Consider the following 17,696-nt stretch of genomic DNA (forward strand, 5'->3'; position numbering starts at 1 on the left):
AACGCATTCAAAATAATTTTAGGGTTTGAAAAAAAGTGCGGAAGAGTGAACGTATTTTGCTTGGACGACCATATGATTTTTTTGTCTCTGATCTATCATCTTTGATTTATATGAAAGAACTTTTGAGCGGCTGAAATGAATGAGAAAGACCATTACTTAAAGGCAACCCTGAAAAGCGTTGCTGAAACCCAAGCCAAAATGTTGAGGGCCATCACTTACACGGTTAGTGTCCTTATTCTGCCGGCACTTTTTATAGCGGTTAAGGGATCGGTTGAAAACAAGGTCTTAACTGAGGCAGTCGTATATGTTATTGCCTATATTGTCTGGCTGTTGTTTGGCGTGATTTTAATTGAAAAGATAAAATATAAGGTCCGGTCAATATTAATCCTGCTCATTATCTTTTTGTTAGGAAGCTTTGTCCTTGCTACACGTGGGTTGAGCGGGGGGGGGATTTTGTTTCTTACCAGTTTTTGCGTTATGTCTACTGCATTAATCGGGTTGAAATTCGGGCTGTTGGCAATTGCTATGTCTTTGTTTGCCATCATTGGCATTGGCCTGTCCATGGTGCATCATTTGCTTCCATTTGACCCGGATATTGTTTGGAATTCTGCGTCTGTTTTTTCCTGGCTTATTGCGGGTGCTGTTTTTTCAGTGTTAACTGTCTGCATGGTGTGGACTTCTGGAATTCTGCAAATGAGGCTGCTCAAAACATTGTCTGAATTAAGACATAGCCAGGAGAAAATCACATCGCAAAATATGGACCTGATTAATGAAATAAAAAGGAGAAAAGACATTGAGCAACAAAAAAAAGAGGTGGAAAAATATCTTTCCCGTTCTCAACGGTTAGAATCTATCGGCACCCTTGCCGGGGGTATCGCCCATGATTTTAATAATATTCTTTTTCCTGTGTTAGGCCATACTGAAATGCTGCTGGAAGATATCCCTGAAGGCGATCCATTTCGAGATAACCTGAATCAAATTCATGCCGGGGCCTTAAGAGCCAAAGACCTGGTAAAACAGATCCTTACGTTTTCACGGCAAGAAAACAATGAATGGATGCTGATGAAGATCCAGCCCGTTATCAAGGAGGTATTAAAACTGATCAGGTCTTCGATCCCCACAACCATTGACATTAAACAGGATATCCGTTCTGACTGTGGTGTCATTAAAGCAGATCCCACACAAATTCATCAGATTGTAATGAATCTGACCACCAATGCGTATCATGCCATGGAAAAGACGGGGGGGGTATTAAAGGCCAGCCTCAAAGAAATCGAGTTAAGTGAGCAGGATCTTTTGAGCCCGGATATGGAACCAGGGGCTTATGCCCTTTTAACAATATCGGATACCGGCACTGGTATGGATAAAGCGGTGACGGAAAAAATATTTGATCCGTTTTTCACCACCAAGGGACACAAAGGCACTGGAATGGGATTGTCCGTTGTTCACGGCATTGTTGCAAAGATGGATGGTGCGATTCAAGTCAATAGCGAACCTGGAAAAGGAACGGCGTTTCATGTGTATCTGCCGGTGGAAAAGCGTCTTTCTGAAAAATCGTTACCCCATTCAAATCCGCAAATTCAGGGCGGCACAGAACAGATTCTTCTCGTCGACGATGAAGACGATATCCTTACAATGGAAAAGCGAATGCTGGAGCGTTTGGGATATAACGTTATTTCACGTAAAAGCAGTATTGAAGCCCTGGAGGCTTTTTCTGAGAGCCCCGATAAATTTGACCTGGTTATCACGGATATCGCAATGCCAAATTTGCCGGGGGACAAATTATCCGCTGAACTGACTAAGATACGCCCGGATATTCCCGTACTGCTTTGCACAGGGTTCAGTGAAACCATGTCTGAAGAAAAGGCCGCTTCACTGGGGATCAAGGGATTCCTATTAAAGCCGATTGTCATGACGGAACTTTCTCAAAAGATCCGTGAAATTCTGGATGAAAATAAACATTGAAATTTTCTGTTTTAACCTGTCTGTTAATCAGGAATGTCTTGATTTAGATACGGCATATTGAGGGGATTCGATCTGTTTTGACAAAACAAAGCCAGGACCGGGTTTGGGAAGGGCTATTCAAGCAGCCAGGATTCGTGGGTATAGAGACTTAACAGGGCAGGATGGAGAATGGTGTTAATCTGCTGATTGGTTGTCTTAAGGGCATTTTTACCAAATACCAGTTCACTTTTGAACACCTGGGGGGTGATAAATCGTGTGGGGACGTCAATCACCAATTGGTCTATTCTTTCCAGTATTTTTTCTTTTTTAATGTTGGGATGCCAGGCCAGATACCATCCCCAGTCTCCGAAACTGGGTACATTCTCATGAAACGGAAGGATGGAAAGCCGGGCGCTTTCGATGGTTCTTCCGATACACAGAAAGCTTTCCTTTGCCAGATAGGGAGAGGTTGCCTGGACCACCATCAATCCGTGTTGGGACAAATGCTGTTTTATTTTTTTATAAAATGATGTGGCATAAAGTTTGGTCAGTTCCGGTGTGGACGGATCCGGCATATCAATGATGATGACATCCCAGAACCCGGAAATATCACTTAAAAATTTATCAGCGTCAACATTCATTACCTGCACATCAGCCAGTTTATGGGCCGGGGTCTGTTTTGCAGGAGGCTTTTTTTTATTTGTTTCAATATAGAGGCGCTTAGGGATTCCCGGGGTGATGCCGCTGCTCACCCGGGTGACGAGGCGGGCATCTTTGAATGCATTCTGGTTGATCCGTTTTAAAACAGGATGCGTTTTGGCAAGACGGGTCATTTCCGGATCAAGGTCCACCAAAAGCACTTCTTTGACCGCGTTATATTTCAACACCTCCCTTAATGCACATCCGTCGCCCCCCCCGAGAATGAGGACCCGTGATTTGATCGGGACAAGATTCATGACAGAATGTACCATGGGTTCATGATACCGTTGTTCATCCGTACTGCAGAATTGCAGGTTCCCGTTTAAAAAGAGCCGGACTTCATCAAAGGGCTTGTAATGGGTGATGGCAATATGCTGGTACTGGGTTGTTTTACTTAAAATAATAGGGTCATCATACAGGGGTTGCTCAATTTTGATGTTCCATTGCCGGTTATTGAGGTATCCGTAACAGATGGCGCAGAACGTGACCAGCATAATGGCGGATAACAGAACCCCTTTTTTTAACAGGCCTTTTTTTTTAAAATAGATAAAGGTGATAAAGGCCAGAAAAAAGTTGACCCCTGCGGTCAAAAAAGCGGCCTCTGTAATGGGAGTGAATCTTAAAAGGATAAAGACATAGATGAGGGACCCGATCAAACTGCCAATGTAATCAGCGCTCAGAATATTCCCCAGGTTGGTGGACAATTCTTTGCTGAAATCATTGTTAATCCGGATAATAACGGGAATTTCAAGCCCGATCATGATGCCGATGAAACTGACGAAAAAATAGAGGACCAGGCTGTAATGGGCGGTATACCCATAGGAGATGTAGGTCAGGGTGGGGGAAAATCCTCCGGCAAGGGCTAAGCCGGTTTCAACACCGATAAAGGTGTAGATGAGGTTTTTTTTGGAAACCTGTGCCTGGATCAGGCTGCCAAACCCCATCCAGAACAGCATGAGCCCGATGACCATGGCCCATTGTTCAAAGGAATTGCCCAGAATCATGGAGGCAAGGCTTGCCTGGATATACTCAAGGATAATGCCGCAGGCACCGCTGGCAAACATGCAGGTGCACAGCAGCACAGAGGCAAAATTGAGCTGGGGTTTCTCCCGGGTCATCTGTTTACATGGAAAAGGCGATGATAATGGCCACTGCATTAATGGCGCTCACCACGACAATTAAAGCGGCTACATTTCGATCTTCTTTGACTTCCGTGGCCATATTGGTGGTGGGCAACAGCAGTTTGTCCACCACTGTTTTGAAAATCAGCAGCATCACAATGCCGTATACGGCATAAATGCCGAAACTTAACACATCGTTGCCCCATCCTGTGAAAGGCCCTGAAATACTGGCCATGAGAATAATGCCCAGGGCAATGAGGATACCGCCAAGACCGATACCGGCCGAAAGGTTATTGCTTTTGATTTCATTTCTCACATTAAAGGGGGTGATCAGCTCGTAAAGAAACCCGAAAATCAACAGGGCCAGTTGTCCCAGTATAAAAAAGAGAATGGCGCTGGCAATGCCCTGGACAAATGTTCCGCCGGTTCCGGAGATGGATCCATGGAGAATGAATCCCGTGGCCACGAACATCCCTGCTTCAACCATTCCCACAGCTGAATTTCCGATAACCTGAGTGCCATCGGGTTTTATAATGACTTTCACACACTCTTCATCATTGTTGATATTGCCCAGCATGATAAAATCATTGATAAATCGGGATGAGAACATGAATCCCGTTATGATGAGCCCGTCAATCAATAATTGGATCAGGTCAAGCAGAAAGCCTTTTGAAGCCCCCCCCATGGCACCTGACAGTGCAATGGCAATCCCGAGGTAAAGTCCGGCCCGTCTTAACCCCACCGCCAGGTTTCCGTCATCAATATGAACATCATCATCAAATTCTTTGGTCCGCCAGTCATCTACCCGCTTAACCAGCCAGATAAAAAAGATGCCCACGATGACATAGATAACGCCTTGGCTAAGCCCTGCGAGTGTTACAGCTATCTTCATTCTTTTCTCCTTAGAATCGGTTTATTTGCCTTTGCTTTTCGGACCACCGCCACGAAGGTTGGCTCCGGCACCTCTGACAGAAGCGGTTTGGGATTTGAGGCCGCCGCTTTTTGCAAAATTGGTGCTTTGAAATTTTGGGGATTGTTTTACATAGGTGCCGGACGTACCATATTTCCGGGCCCCGTTTTGGGTTTGCCCAAAATAGGGTTGACGGTTCCTGTAGTTATTGTTCCAGCCATTCCAGGAATTGTAACCAAAATAAGATGGCCGGGAATTAAAGAGCATAGAAAACAAAGCATATTTTCCATACCAGGACCAGAACTGATTCCCCGTATTATCTTTTTGCCACTCCCCGTATTTTGAATTGCCCACATAGGCCATGCCCGGCGGTGTTGCCTGGATCAGACGGTCCTGTTCAAACACACCATAGGGTTTGGCCAGGATGGCCATGCCAAGGTATTCAAGATTGGCATCATAAAAGTCGGCATCCACCTGTTCCCAATCCGTTTCTCGGGTGTCACCATTTTCTTCCAGGATATATTTGTGGAAATAGGCTTCCCGTGAATCTTCCACCCAGAAAGAAGCGGCGTTGTGACCTCTTCCCGGCCATTGGTCCGTGGGTTTAATGGCCAGTTCTTTCCACAGACCTCCCACAGTGCTTGAAAATTTTGAGCCTGTAAATCCCGCACTGATTGTGGCAATGGTATCCAGGTTCTCTGCCGTTAATGCCTCATATGCTTCAGGGCTGACCTCACGGCTGAAGGTGGCAAACCGGGGGTCGTAATAATCAGAATTTTCATTCCAGGATTCCCTTTTGATGGTCACAAAATATTCTTCCTTCATATCTTTAAGGATTTTTGTGTAACTGGAATAAAGCTGGGCCATATCCCCGGTTAATGTTTTTTCAAGAATCCCGGCTTGTTCAAGGCCCGAAGTAAGGGCCTGGGCACTGTCTGTAAAGGCGGCATAGTCGGCACTTGATCCTGCGGTATGCCGGCTGTATTCGGCTTCCACAACACTTAGATTTTCCCGGGACTGGCGTTCCAGTTTTGTCAGGGGGGCCACCCGGGCCTTGATTTTTTCGGTTAAATCAGGAAAGTCAGCCATGGCTTTTTCCATGGAGCCGGTTTTAAACTGGGTTGCCATCCGGCGGATATGATCGGCCTCTTGTTTTGCCCGGGCGTGTAAATCAGCTGCATTTTCAATGGTCTTTCTGATCTTTGAAAAACGTGAAATCGGGTATAGGGAGAATGCTTCAGCATCCTGGAGGATTTTTTTTATTCTTGTTATCTGCTGTTTAACCTGGGGGACAAGTTCGGGCTTGTTTTGGCTGATCAGGGGCGAGAGGTCCTTGTCATAAAGGTCTTTTGCCCTCTTTAGCGCATCATGGGCAAGTTGAAACTTTTGAGGCCAGTTTTCCTTTAGGGCAAAGGGGTTAATTGCTTTGAATTCAGGCGAGTCCGTCAGGGTTTGATATTTGCCTTTATTTTTATTTACCTGGGATTTGACGGTCTTTATGGTGTCAGGTATGGCCTTGGCTTCATTTTTAAGCGTCTTGGGAAGGCCTTCGCCACATCCTGCCAACATCATCACCATAACGGTAAAGGTTAATCCGGCAATAACGCTGATAAGGAGATGTTTTCTAATCATCCTTAATGGTCTCCTTTGCTGATGAGACGGATCATGTTCGGATCAACAGGGCTTGAGGTATAGATCTGGTATTCGTCCCTGCCTGATCCCGACCATTCCTCAATGGTGAGAAATCGAGTGTGGGCTTCATTTTCAAATTCATACATGTAGACCTTTTCCTGGCTTTCCCCCCGGTAATAAACCGATGCCCAGTCATCCTCATACCAGAATTTTTCGCCATTGATCACGATTACATCCTTGTCATCGGCAATCTGGTCAAGGTCATCTTCATCAATGACAGCGCCTTCATCATCTTTTAAATCCCGGAAGGAAAGGCGATCAAGGGTCATGGAGACTTCAAGGACATCATCGAATTCCCATTCAAAATTAGTCGATTGACCGGTTTCAAGGCAAAGGCAGGTCAACTCATAAATAAAATACCCTTTTTTGTTTTTAAAATCATCCGAGGTCTCTTCATATTTATTCAGGGTTTTTACAAAATAAGTGTTGCCAAGATATTCAAAAAATGAATGAATGCCGGCATCTTCAATACTCAACACTATATTTTTTTGCTGGGTAACCAGATGGTCTTTTTTAAGGGTTCGTATTGCACTGAATCTTTCCTGGAAAGATTTTTGTGTTGCCATATCAAGCATGGAATGCCTCCAATGTTAAATCGTTCCGGCTAATTGTCCTGACGTCTTGCTGTGAGTGCATCGGTTCTTGCCCGGAACCGGTCGTTCATTTTTCCCAGTGCATTGGAGCTCTGGGATGCGATATTAATGGTTTCCTGTGAAATCAGGGCATAGGTTTCAAAGGCCTGTTCATAGGTTTGACACGCTTCTTCCAGGGCATCAATATCCAGCGTCATACTCTGGCTCATTTTTGCGCCTTTGATGGCTGCGTTTCCAATGACTTTTGCCGTGTCTTTCATGGTTTCAGCAGCCGATTTTTGAACCATATCCAGGTGTTGCAGGGTCTCCATCTGCTGTTCGGCCGCCACCCGGACAGCCAGGGCATTTTTAACAGCCGTTGAAAGGATCATGTCTGTCCGCTGAACCAAGCGTCTGACCAGATGGGAGTTTCTCACCATCATTTCCCCGCCGAACCGTGTCTGGAGATTTGAATTGTCAATGGTCTGCAGGTCCACCACAGCCATGGCAAGGTCACTGGTCAATGTGGTCAGGGCCTCTTTGTTCCTTGGGTCCTGGATGCTTCCCAGATAGTCCATCAATTTTTGCCAGATGACCTGGCCCAGGTAGATTCGTTCCTGGAGCCGTGGCTGGATTTCTTTTAAGTTGTCACAAATGGTGGACAGTTCTGAGGCATCAAAGGCGACCTGGTCTGCCTCATGCCTTAAATGATCCCGGATGCCGTCAATGGTGGAATTCACCGTTTCCCTCCGCTCGGCAATAATTTTAAGGACTTCGTCACCCTTGGGCAGACGGTTCACGGTTTTTGTGAACAGCCCCAGCATTTTCTTTTGAAAGGGCATCTCAGCCCGGGCCACCATGGTGGGGTTTACTTTGTCCAGTTCCATTTTAATGGCCAGGATATTTTTCCCCACAGGAGACGAATCATCTGCGGCAACGTTTTTGAGCACATTCCCCATTTTACGATCATAAAGGGTCACCTGGGCCTGGGTCTCGTCCATGATTTCCTGCCCCAGACCGAAGACAAAATTACCCAGTTGCCAGTCCGATGGATCTGCTTTTATTCGTTCAAGAAATTCATTGGCCTTGGCTTCAATGGCCTGTATGTCTTCAACAGCCAGATGTTTGGGTTGCACCGGTTCAAGATGGGAAGGGGACTGGACCGGGGTTAAGGCGCCCTGACCCGACACCTGGGTCACTTGGGCAAGGTCCGGGGCTTTGGCCTGCTGGGCGACGCTTTGAAGATCTTGAGCCATATCATTCATGTTATCCTCCTTAGGGGATCGTCTATAAAAGGGTTAAAACAGTAATTAATTAAGAAAATTTGCCCGCCAGGAAATTTGCCATGGTTTTAAATTCTGCGGTTTCGTTTTTTTCGACAATATCTCTGGACCGGTTGGACACGTCATGCAGGCTTTCAATGGTTTTTTTAAATATATCCTGCTGTTTTTCTCGGCTTTCCAATGACAGGTCAAGGTATTCCTTTACCGTCTTTAAAAGGTGGTTTTTTCCTATTTTTTTAATTTCATAGGTCAGGGTATCGCCGGGATATCGTTCGATCATTGCCGGAGTGATGACCATTAGATCATCAATAATGGCTTCTATTTTTTCTGTCATTTCATTTGATAGATCCTTGTCCTTTCTCAGCAGAATATTTAAGCTTAATAAAGACTTCAGGATATCTGTATACGTTTGGTCAGGGGATTTTTCAGGCTGGGGGGCAGGTGAAGCGCTCTCTTTTAAAGGGGTTTTCCGGACTTTGGTGTTTTTTTTATAAATGGCAAAGCCGATGATTGCAATAATGAAGAGGGTTGCAATGATCATGGTCATTTGTCTTGCTCCTTGGGTTAAGACGGTTATATCAACAATATCTTCTGAAAAAGTAATGCAAAACTTTTGTTTTACAAGGTTAGAAAATCGTTAAATTGTGTAACACACAAGATTATGGGCTATCCTGAAAAATCAAGAAAGGAACAGGGCGGCCAACAGACCTTGTGAAAAAGATCCGTTGGCCGTTCAAATTAAGCGGTTCAATATTGCAATTAAAACTTATCGGGTTCTGTCCAGTATTTCCAGGATATCTTTCGCCTGCTTTCCGTATCCTTTATCAGCACATTTTTGAACCCATTCAGCATAAGCGACTCTTAAAGATTTGCCCCAAGCCTTTTTTTCTTCAGGGGTTAGTATTTTGACGGTTCCCACCTCCGCCAATTTTTTCAGGCTTTTTTGGTCAAAGGCTTTCATCACCCCCAAAGACCGCTTCTCGGTTTCTTCAGATACTGCCATCATGGCGGTTTGGTTTTCAGGAGATAAACTGTTCCATGTATCCAGATTAATAAAATTCACCCATACTGTCCACCATATGGGCCCTACAGCATGGTTTGCAACTTCATAATATTTTCTTGAATACATGGAACTCCATGAGGAAGAGAATGCATCAATTGCTCCTTTTCCCATGGCATCATACACTTCAGCAGATGCAATCTTTATTGGGGTTGCCCCCCAGGCTGACAGACTGGCCAAGGCCCCTGGAACCGGAGCCCTGATCTTTAATCCCCTAAGATCGTCCAGGGATTCGATTTTTATTTTTCCGCAGATACCATTGCCGCCATAGGCACTGTAATATAGAAGCTTAACATTTTTTTCTCGAAACAAGGGTTCCAGAATTGCGTTGACCGCATCTCTTGCACGGAACCAGTGATCCATATCATCAATCAAAAGGAAATAATCAGAAAAACTGAAAACAGGGTTGCGTCCCCCCCAATGGCCCAGGGCCGTGAGACCCATCTCAACGGCTCCCATGGTCGTCGCATCAATTCCATTTCGATATCCGAAAAGCTGACCACCGGGATAGACAGTTACCTGAATACTGCCTTGGGTTCGTTTTTCAATTTCTGTGGCAAAGAAAGGCAGCAGATCAGCACTGAAATAATGGGAGGATGTCATGCCGGTGAAATACCTTAATTTGACGGCTTTTTGGGCATGAACACTTGCGCAGAACAATAGGCCTGCGGTGATTGTCAAGGCCACACAAAGAAAAATTTTACAGGTTGCTGATTTGGTCATCATTTTAATCTCCTTTTTCGGGTTTATATGAAAGTCGTGCGTTAAACCATTGTGACACCAGGGTTTCTTTTACTGCACCATCAGGGACGGAAGCCATGTCGCCAATTCGGGGAAGAGTGTCAGTATATACAAAGAGAGCACCATGATTAAAATAAACGGAACGGTTCCCCTGATGATCGTTCCCATGTCAAAATTTGACAGGCCTTTGATGATAAACAAATTTAGACCAACCGGGGGTGTCAAAAGCCCTATTTCCAGAACGATGATAAAAAAGACACCAAACCATACGGAATTGAATCCTGCGGCCATGATCACCGGATAAACCACAGGAAGCGTAATGACCATAATAGAGGCGGCATCCAGAAACATGCCCAGAATCACCAGCATACCCGATATAACCAGAAGCGTTTTGACCGGTGAAATCTGGGATGTCTTGACAAAATCGACCAAATCAGCAGCAATGCCCATCTGAGATGTCAGCGCCCCAAATATTCGGGCGCCGACAATGATGATAAGGATCATGGAGCTGATCTTTGTACCGGTCAAAATGATTTCAAATAATTGCGGCCATGTTACTGATTTCATGATTAATATAGTGATAACAATGGCATAAATAACCATGATGGCGGCAGCCTCGGTGGGGGTAAAGATTCCCATATAGATGCCGCCAAGAACAAATACCGGCGCAAGCAATCCGCAGGACGCCCTCATCAGTATGGCCAATTTGTTTACCTCGGGCATGTCTTTCCAGTCTATTTGTTCCGGTACCTGACCTTTCTCAAACAATGACGCCGCATTAATTTTAGACCGGATAAGAATATACAGACAATAAAATCCAAATATCATGACGGCAGGTATCATACCCGCAATAAACAGTTGACCGATGGATTCTTCGGTAATGACACCATACAGGACATACCCGATGGAAGGGGGGATCACTGTACCAATGGTAGAACCGGCAACGACACCACTTGAAATTGATCGTTTATATCCGTTGCTGATCAGAATCGGCAATGAAACAGCGGCAATAAGTGAGGTTGTCGCGACGCTGGATCCGCTGATCGCACAAAAAAATCCCCCCACCAGAATCGTTGATATCAGTGGCGCTGAAATGAAATTTCCGGCAAAATATCTAAAGAATAAAAACACATCATCAACAATTTTTCCCCTTTCCATGATAATTCCGGCAATAATAAAAAGGGGCAGGCAGGTCAATGGAAAGCTTTCCACTGATTTATAGGCAAGAAAAGGCAGCTGCTTTAATGTTGATTCCCCTATCAGTAAAATCATACCGACACTGCCGACGAATCCTAGTGCCAGGAAAACCGGCATCCCACACAACAGGACCAGCAGTGCGATAAAGCAGATTCCCCCAATGGCATTCCCATATACGGTGAACAGGAATCCCAGGATTAATACCGCCATAAAAATGGCAATGAAAAGAGACGGGTTCTTGGATGGACCGGTACAAAAATTTTTAACTTTAAACAAAGGAGCGGATTGAATTGATACCGATACCATCATCCGAAGGAGTTGCAGGAAAAGCAGGAGCGACCCCAGACTGATACTTGAGATAAGAAGTCCCTTGGGTATGGGGACTTCTGAAATTGTCATTGCACCTGATGAGAAAGAGTTCCATGCCCATTTCCAGCTGACCCAGCCCAGGACGATAACGTAAAAAAGGGCGATGGCATAGGTGCTTATTTTTAACCCCGCCTTGGCGCTATCGGATAAATGATTAAAAAAAAGATCGACACAGATATGTTGCCCTTCTCTTAATGCATAGGGTGCAGAAAGAAACGTAAAGAGGATAAGCGAATATATGGCCAGGTCAAAGAGCCCGGGAATATGCATGCTGAGAAAGTACCGACAGAACACCTGTGTTGAAATAAACAATGAAAGCAATACCATCAGAGCAACAGAAATGAACCCCATGGCCGACAAAATTTTATCCAGAATGCATTCCATTATTTCAAATATTTTTTTCATTATACCTACCTGATAATATGAGCGTATTTCTATGCATGGGTTTCTTTGACCTTGATGAAATTTGTTTTCTTCAGTTCTCTGGGAAGGGTCTGGGCCGGTACCCAGGTAAGTTGCGGTGCAATTCTGACCTCTTCTTTGAAGAGGGAAAGCATTCGTTCTTCAAGCAATGGCAGATCAGATCCTGAAATCGAGTCGTCGTATTCCAGGGTGATCTTCAATGGCGGCTCCACCAGTGGACCCGGCTTGCTCAAGAGAATGTGAAAAAATCCGGTTACCTTTGGTCTGAATTTTAATATGGCGGTCTTGATCGCTTCAGGATAAACATTCACCCCTTTAATAATTAACATATCATCTGCCCGTCCAATGATTTTGAATCTCATCCCCGGCATGCCGCAGTGGCAGGGATCAACTGAGATCTCAAGCAGGTCTCCCAGCGAATACCGCATAAAGGGTCCCCCTTCCCAGTCTAAAAACGTGAAGACCATTTCGCCTGTGGCACCATGTTCAATGTCTATTGGCTGTTTTGTGCTGGGATCCAAGAGTTCAAGCAGACAATGATCTTCTGATATGAAATGCATGCCACTGAATTGATCAGGTGGTTCGTCACAAGAGATCCCATGAAATGCATGCCCTCCTCCTGTATGGTCAAAAACTTTGGCACCAAACCCCTGGGCAAGCATTTTCCTGACTTCCGGATTCCCTCCACCGGGTTCACCCGCACAAAAGAACCATTTCAGCCCCAGTTCTTTTGCATCCTTTCCAATGAGTTGTGGACATTTTTCAATCATATACTGACCAAATGAAGGGGTGGCAATGATGGCGGATGGCGATGTCAGCCGGATAAAATCAAGCACTCTTTTGGTCCCCCCCTCTATGCCGATGGGGACAACACAGGCACCCATATGCATGATCCCCTGGGACAGCGGAAGTCCACCGGTAAACATGGACAAAGAAAGGGCCTGGATCATCACATCACCCGGCCTGATCCCGGCCCGCCAGTATTTTCTGGCATGCATCTCGTTCACCACATCGATATCATGCTGAGTCAGTGTATAAAGGGTTGGCGTACCCGTTGTTCCTGAGGTTGAATTGATCCTTACAATTTTTTCCCGGGGTGCGCATGCCATAAGGGCATAGGGGTTACCGTATTTTTCAATGGAGTCTTCCTGGGCTTTTCTTTGTTCCTCTTTTGTCATGAGCGGTATGTTTGAAAATGCTTTAAAACTTTGGATATCGCCGGGTTCTGCACCGACAGCATCCATTTTATCACGATAGAACGGGGAACGTTGATAGTTATACGCCACCTGTTTTTTTAGTCTTTCCAGCTGCAATGCCCGCATGTCTTCCCTTGGCAGGGTTTCTATCTTTTCGTTCCAAAGCGTTCTCTCTTTGTAAAAGGCCATGCTTTCCTCCTGTATCCATAAGGTTACACATCACTGCAAATTTCCATTAAAATGTTCTGGGTGGTTTCTTTTTTGAAAAAGGCAACACTGCCATGACTTCCGGTCCGGGGAAAACCTTCCATAACGCTCAGGCCTTTTTTTTCAAATGCCAAAACAGCGGCATCAACATTGGCTGTTTTTATGGAAAAATGGTTAACGCCAGGGCGCTCGCCCATGACGTCTTTCCCAAAATTATTTTTTCCTTCCATATATTGAATCAATTCGATGTCTATATTTTCAGCCTTTAATGTCGCGATTTTCAACCCCACGTTATCCATCTCCTTGATTTCGGAAGACGAAAGCCCAAAAAGGGATTCAAATAGGGTCACACTTTTTTCCAGGTCTTCTACAATGATGCCGATATGGTCCACATGTGGAAGTGTCATTATTTTTTCTCTCTTAAATATTTTGTGGCCTCAAGATCTACTGCCATTGTGATCTCATCAATCACAACACCATAATCCATTCTGGCGCTTCGGGTTGACACCATTTCATTTTTTACATCTTCAAGGACGGTATCAATAGGTCTTAAAAAGGGATCACCATATCCGCCGCCCCCACCGGCTATATCATGAAAAATCGTGTTTTTGGGAATATTACGGATGATTTCTTTGGATTTGGCGGTTCTTATGGTGCCGTCCGGGTAGCGGAGCTCTATCTTGTTGATCGCGCCCTCTTTGCCGCCAAACAGGCCGAAAGCCATTGCCTCTTCTTCCACACCATCTCCAAAGGCGATGCCGGTAACATTTTCACCGTAAATTTCAAATTCGGTCTCAATGCCCAGACCTCCCCGCCACTGTCCGGCACCGGCTGAATCCTGTAAATATTCATGTTTGATAAGAAAATGAGGGTCCTGTATTTCAAACATCTCGTAGTCCTGGGCCAGGATACCACCGGCACAATTGATCAAGCCGATATGATCGTAGCCGTCGGCCATATGGGTTCCCCCTGATCCGCCCTTTAACGCAAGAAAGAGGATATCCACATAGGATCGATCATGTCGTGGGTCTTTGCCGGTGAGGTTGAATCCGAGAAATCGATTCCATCCGGCGGTCACCCGTTCGGGGAGAATATTGGAAAAGGCTTTCATGATGGCATCTGCATTGGGGCCGGTAATACTATTGCCAAAGGTTGTTGCGGCGGGGTATTCTGCATTCAGAAAACTTCCCTTTGGACTGATGATCGTTATCGGCCTTATAATGCCGTCATTGTGGGGGATATCCGGATTGATCAGCATGAGGAAGGTCAATAGAACGGCAGAGGAGGTTGCAGCAAGGGGGGCATTGACAAATCCCTGGGTCTGGGGATCTGAGCCTGAGTAGTCAAAGATAATTGTTTCTCCTTTGACGATAACGTTTAAATTGATTTTCATCTTTGAGCCGTCATGAATTCCGTCATAATACACATAACTCTCCCCTGGATAGGTACCATCCGGGATCTGGTCAATCTCTTTTCTGACCATTTTTTCCGTGACGTCAAACAAATAGTTGACATGTGTTTGAAATTTTAAGAGGCCATATCTTTTCAGCAGGGCTTTTACCCCTCTTTCCCCTACAACGCAGCCGCCCATTTCGGCTTTTATGTCTTCTTCCACTATTTTGTAGCGGATATTGGCAAAGATCATGTCCCAGACGTCTTTTCGAAATTTTCCCGCCTCATATATCTTGACCGGCGTAATTCGAAGGGCTTCCTGCCAGACTTCTCTTGCTTCCGGGTTATATCCGCCGGCAACCGCTCCGCCGATGTCTGCCTGATGCCCCTTGCAGGCGGCCCAGGCAACGAGTTTGCCGTCATGAAAGATCGGCTTGAATACGGCAACATCTGCGTTCTGGTTTCCGCCTGAAAAAACATCATTATGGATAATAACGTCCCCCTCAAAAATGTTGTCTCCAAAATAGCGGACAATATATTCACATGCCGGTTGAATCGCAAAAGCGAGCACCGGTATATACTCGGTCTGCTCCAACATTCTGCCCTGATGATCATACAGTCCTGTGACAAAGTCTCTTGCCTCATTCAAAATAGGTGACCGTGTGGTCCTCAGCAGGGTAAGCCCCATTTCCTCGGTAATGGATTTGAACCGCCGCTGGAAAACAGCAGCTAAAATCCGATCAATTTTATTTTCCATTACGTCCTCTCTTTTCATCCGGTGACGGTGTTTTCTCGTGCATTATCGTCATCATAAAACTGCCGTATTCATCGCATTCAATTTCAAACATGGACGGAACAAAGATGGTGGTATTTTTTTGTTCGATAATCACAGGCCCGGATACATGATTTCCAAACCCCATCTTATTTCCGTCATATATATCAATGGACGCGAAATTCATTTTTGATGGGATGAAGACATTTCTTTTCCCCTTTAACGCCGGGGACGCATCCCTCCCAGCAAAGCTTTCTTTTCGAAAGGCTGGCTTATCGGTGGTCCCGATGGCTGTCATCCGAATATTAACCAGTTCCACTGCTGTTTCTTCATCCTTTAAGTCATACCCGTAAAGCCGGTTATGTTCGGCGTGAAAGCGGTCTGCCATTTTTTTAAATTTCAATGCTTTAATATCCTCTATTTCAATGGGCACGCTGACTTCGTGGTATTGTCCGATATACCGAAGATCAAGACAGAATTGAAACCTGCGTTTTTTTTCCGGAATGTTCTCATTTGACAGAATTTTTTTTCCTTCGGCTTCAAGGTTTTTTACCAGGGAAAGCCAGTGGTGTTTTTCAATATGTTCAGCCGAGAAAGATGTATGAAAGCTTCTGACAAAATCATGCTTTAAATCGGAAAGAAGCATTCCTGCTGCACAAAAAATTGAAGACTCTTTGGGGATTAGAATTTTTGAAATTTCAAGTTCAAGTGCGATCATGGCCGCATGTATGGGACCGGCACCTCCCCCGCACACCAAAAGAAAATCCCTGGGATCAAATCCCCTTTGAACTGAAATTTCCCGGATGGCAGATGCCATATTCACATTCATGATATGATACATGCCGTATGCCGCCTCAACCAGATCCATTTTCATTGGGGTTGCCACTGTTTGTTGAATCGCAGCTTCTGCAGCCGGTTTATCCAGCTTCATCGTTCCGCCGGCAAAAAAATCAGCACTCAGGTATCCCAAAATCAGATTGGCATCGCTGCAACTGGGCGCTTTCCCCCCAAGTCCGTAACATACCGGTCCAGGATAGGCACCGGCACTTTGGGGGCCCATGCGAAGGAGCCCGCCCTCATCAATCCAGGCAATGCTGCCGCCGCCCGCCCCGATGGTGTTGATTTCCATCATGGGCAGGGCAAGCGCCATGCGGTTAACCTTTCCATCCATTGTAACAATGGGTTGCGCGTCTTTGATCAGTGCGGCATCAAAACTGGTTCCTCCCATATCCACTGTAATAAAACTTTTTTGTCCATGCAGCTCTGCATAGGCGATGCCTGCCATGGGTGCTGCAGCCGGTCCTGAGAGAAGCGTGCTTGCCGCAAGTTCAGTGACCGCTTCAGGCGTTGTCACACCGCCATTGGATTGCATGATTAAAAAAATTCCAGAAAATCGGTTTTCCAAAAGACGGGCGGCGAGGCGTGACAGATATCCCTTTAAGATGGGTCCCACCGCAGCGTTAAGAACCGTCGTACTCACCCTGTCATAAAACCGGATCTGGGGGAGAACAGATGAAGAAACGGATAGATATGCGTCCGGCATGTGTTTGCGGATCATTTCTTTGGCTTTGTCTTCATGGGTGCTGTTGGCATATGAATGCATAAAACAGACGGCAACGGCTTCGATGTCCTGATCTTTAAACAGGTCTATTCCTTTTATCACATCTGTTTCATCAATTTGTGTAACCAGATTTCCAGCATAATCCATTCGTTCAAGCACCGGGAATCGCAGGTGCCTGGGTACAATCGGGACGGGGGGAAGATATTTGTTATTGTAAAGTTCTTCCCGTATGCCCCTTCTCATCTGGAGTGCGTCTCTGAATCCCTTTGTGGTCATCAGTCCCGTCCGCGAGACATTTCCTGTCAGTACGGCATTTGTTGTTACCGTAGTTCCATGAACAATGATTTCAATTTTTCCCAGAAAGGATGTAAGGCTGATGCCTTTTTTCCGGGCCATCTGATTCAGTCCCTTCATCACTGCGATGGATGGATCTTCAGGAGAAGACAACACTTTGAAAATATCAGAATTGCCTTTATTGTCCATGAGAAGAAAATCTGTAAATGTCCCCCCCACATCAATGCCTATTTTAAATATCATTAAACCTCCAGTATCCTGCG

Annotated in this window: 13 protein-coding genes; 1 reads left to right on the forward strand and 12 read right to left on the reverse strand. The window is 45.4% G+C overall.

From position 1 onward, the window contains the following. The first annotated feature begins 135 nt into the window (after positions 1 to 135). Positions 136 to 1,965: an ATP-binding protein gene (locus Q1Q15_RS05920; RefSeq protein WP_300457625.1), complete on the forward strand. Its 1,830-nt coding sequence runs from the start codon at positions 136 to 138 to the stop codon at positions 1,963 to 1,965. Positions 1,966 to 2,078: 113 nt separating this feature from the next. On the opposite strand, the gene Q1Q15_RS05925 is transcribed toward Q1Q15_RS05920, so the two are convergent. The 12 genes from Q1Q15_RS05925 to Q1Q15_RS05980 all read right to left on the reverse strand — a co-directional run bounded on the left by Q1Q15_RS05925 (position 2,079) and on the right by Q1Q15_RS05980 (position 17,676). Then, on the reverse strand, positions 2,079 to 3,800 hold the full coding sequence (locus Q1Q15_RS05925; protein ID WP_300457627.1) for a polyamine aminopropyltransferase: 1,722 nt from the start codon (positions 3,798 to 3,800) through the stop codon (positions 2,079 to 2,081). Further along, positions 3,766 to 4,656 carry a DUF350 domain-containing protein gene (locus Q1Q15_RS05930; protein ID WP_300457629.1) on the reverse strand — a complete coding sequence of 297 codons (891 nt, stop codon included), beginning with the start codon at positions 4,654 to 4,656 and terminating at the stop codon, positions 3,766 to 3,768. Before Q1Q15_RS05930 ends, Q1Q15_RS05925 begins: the two co-directional genes overlap by 35 nt. 21 nt (positions 4,657 to 4,677) lie before the next feature. Then, positions 4,678 to 6,306, reverse strand: coding sequence for a hypothetical protein (locus Q1Q15_RS05935; protein WP_300457631.1), 1,629 nt, complete (start codon positions 6,304 to 6,306; stop codon positions 4,678 to 4,680). Between the two features lie 2 nt (positions 6,307 to 6,308). Beyond that, positions 6,309 to 6,941, reverse strand: a complete 633-nt coding sequence (locus Q1Q15_RS05940; RefSeq protein ID WP_300457633.1) for a DUF4178 domain-containing protein — start codon at positions 6,939 to 6,941, stop codon at positions 6,309 to 6,311. 29 nt (positions 6,942 to 6,970) lie between these two features. Continuing rightward, a complete protein-coding gene (locus Q1Q15_RS05945; protein WP_300457635.1) occupies positions 6,971 to 8,203 on the reverse strand; it encodes a toxic anion resistance protein in 1,233 nt (410 codons plus the stop codon). Between the two features lie 49 nt (positions 8,204 to 8,252). Next, on the reverse strand, positions 8,253 to 8,768 hold the full coding sequence (locus tag Q1Q15_RS05950) for a hypothetical protein (RefSeq protein ID WP_300457637.1): 516 nt from the start codon (positions 8,766 to 8,768) through the stop codon (positions 8,253 to 8,255). A 219-nt stretch (positions 8,769 to 8,987) separates the two neighbouring features. Then, the gene (locus Q1Q15_RS05955) at positions 8,988 to 10,007 is read right to left on the reverse strand and encodes a TRAP transporter substrate-binding protein (RefSeq protein ID WP_300457639.1); all 1,020 of its coding nucleotides are present in this window, start codon (positions 10,005 to 10,007) and stop codon (positions 8,988 to 8,990) included. A 66-nt stretch (positions 10,008 to 10,073) separates the two neighbouring features. After that, positions 10,074 to 11,993 (reverse strand): TRAP transporter large permease subunit, encoded by a 1,920-nt coding sequence (locus tag Q1Q15_RS05960; RefSeq protein WP_300457641.1) that lies wholly within the window; start codon positions 11,991 to 11,993, stop codon positions 10,074 to 10,076. A 29-nt stretch (positions 11,994 to 12,022) separates the two neighbouring features. Continuing rightward, on the reverse strand, positions 12,023 to 13,396 hold the full coding sequence (locus tag Q1Q15_RS05965) for an AMP-binding protein (protein ID WP_300457643.1): 1,374 nt from the start codon (positions 13,394 to 13,396) through the stop codon (positions 12,023 to 12,025). Positions 13,397 to 13,419: 23 nt separating this feature from the next. Next, on the reverse strand, positions 13,420 to 13,821 hold the full coding sequence (locus tag Q1Q15_RS05970) for a VOC family protein (RefSeq protein ID WP_300457645.1): 402 nt from the start codon (positions 13,819 to 13,821) through the stop codon (positions 13,420 to 13,422). Further along, entirely contained in the window at positions 13,821 to 15,563 is a 1,743-nt protein-coding gene (locus Q1Q15_RS05975; RefSeq protein WP_300457647.1) for a hydantoinase B/oxoprolinase family protein, read from the reverse strand. Before Q1Q15_RS05975 ends, Q1Q15_RS05970 begins: the two co-directional genes overlap by 1 nt. Beyond that, positions 15,553 to 17,676, reverse strand: coding sequence for a hydantoinase/oxoprolinase family protein (locus Q1Q15_RS05980; RefSeq protein ID WP_300457649.1), 2,124 nt, complete (start codon positions 17,674 to 17,676; stop codon positions 15,553 to 15,555). The genes Q1Q15_RS05975 and Q1Q15_RS05980 overlap by 11 nt, the downstream gene beginning before the upstream one ends. Between the last annotated feature and the right edge of the window lie 20 nt (positions 17,677 to 17,696).

The organism is Desulfobacula sp., assembly GCF_030145145.1.
Lineage (GTDB): Bacteria > Desulfobacterota > Desulfobacteria > Desulfobacterales > Desulfobacteraceae > Desulfobacula.

Coding starts and splice junctions, on each gene's coding strand:
- Q1Q15_RS05965 (WP_300457643.1), bottom strand. CDS start 13,396: ATGGCCTTTTACAAAGAGAGAACGCTTTGGAACGAAAAGATAGAAACC.
- Q1Q15_RS05920 (WP_300457625.1), top strand. CDS start 136: ATGAATGAGAAAGACCATTACTTAAAGGCAACCCTGAAAAGCGTTGCT.
- Q1Q15_RS05945 (WP_300457635.1), bottom strand. CDS start 8,203: ATGAATGATATGGCTCAAGATCTTCAAAGCGTCGCCCAGCAGGCCAAA.
- Q1Q15_RS05975 (WP_300457647.1), bottom strand. CDS start 15,563: ATGGAAAATAAAATTGATCGGATTTTAGCTGCTGTTTTCCAGCGGCGG.
- Q1Q15_RS05970 (WP_300457645.1), bottom strand. CDS start 13,821: ATGACACTTCCACATGTGGACCATATCGGCATCATTGTAGAAGACCTG.
- Q1Q15_RS05925 (WP_300457627.1), bottom strand. CDS start 3,800: ATGCAGTGGCCATTATCATCGCCTTTTCCATGTAAACAGATGACCCGG.
- Q1Q15_RS05935 (WP_300457631.1), bottom strand. CDS start 6,306: ATGATTAGAAAACATCTCCTTATCAGCGTTATTGCCGGATTAACCTTT.
- Q1Q15_RS05940 (WP_300457633.1), bottom strand. CDS start 6,941: ATGCTTGATATGGCAACACAAAAATCTTTCCAGGAAAGATTCAGTGCA.
- Q1Q15_RS05950 (WP_300457637.1), bottom strand. CDS start 8,768: ATGACCATGATCATTGCAACCCTCTTCATTATTGCAATCATCGGCTTT.
- Q1Q15_RS05960 (WP_300457641.1), bottom strand. CDS start 11,993: ATGAAAAAAATATTTGAAATAATGGAATGCATTCTGGATAAAATTTTG.
- Q1Q15_RS05930 (WP_300457629.1), bottom strand. CDS start 4,656: ATGAAGATAGCTGTAACACTCGCAGGGCTTAGCCAAGGCGTTATCTAT.
- Q1Q15_RS05955 (WP_300457639.1), bottom strand. CDS start 10,007: ATGATGACCAAATCAGCAACCTGTAAAATTTTTCTTTGTGTGGCCTTG.
- Q1Q15_RS05980 (WP_300457649.1), bottom strand. CDS start 17,676: ATGATATTTAAAATAGGCATTGATGTGGGGGGGACATTTACAGATTTT.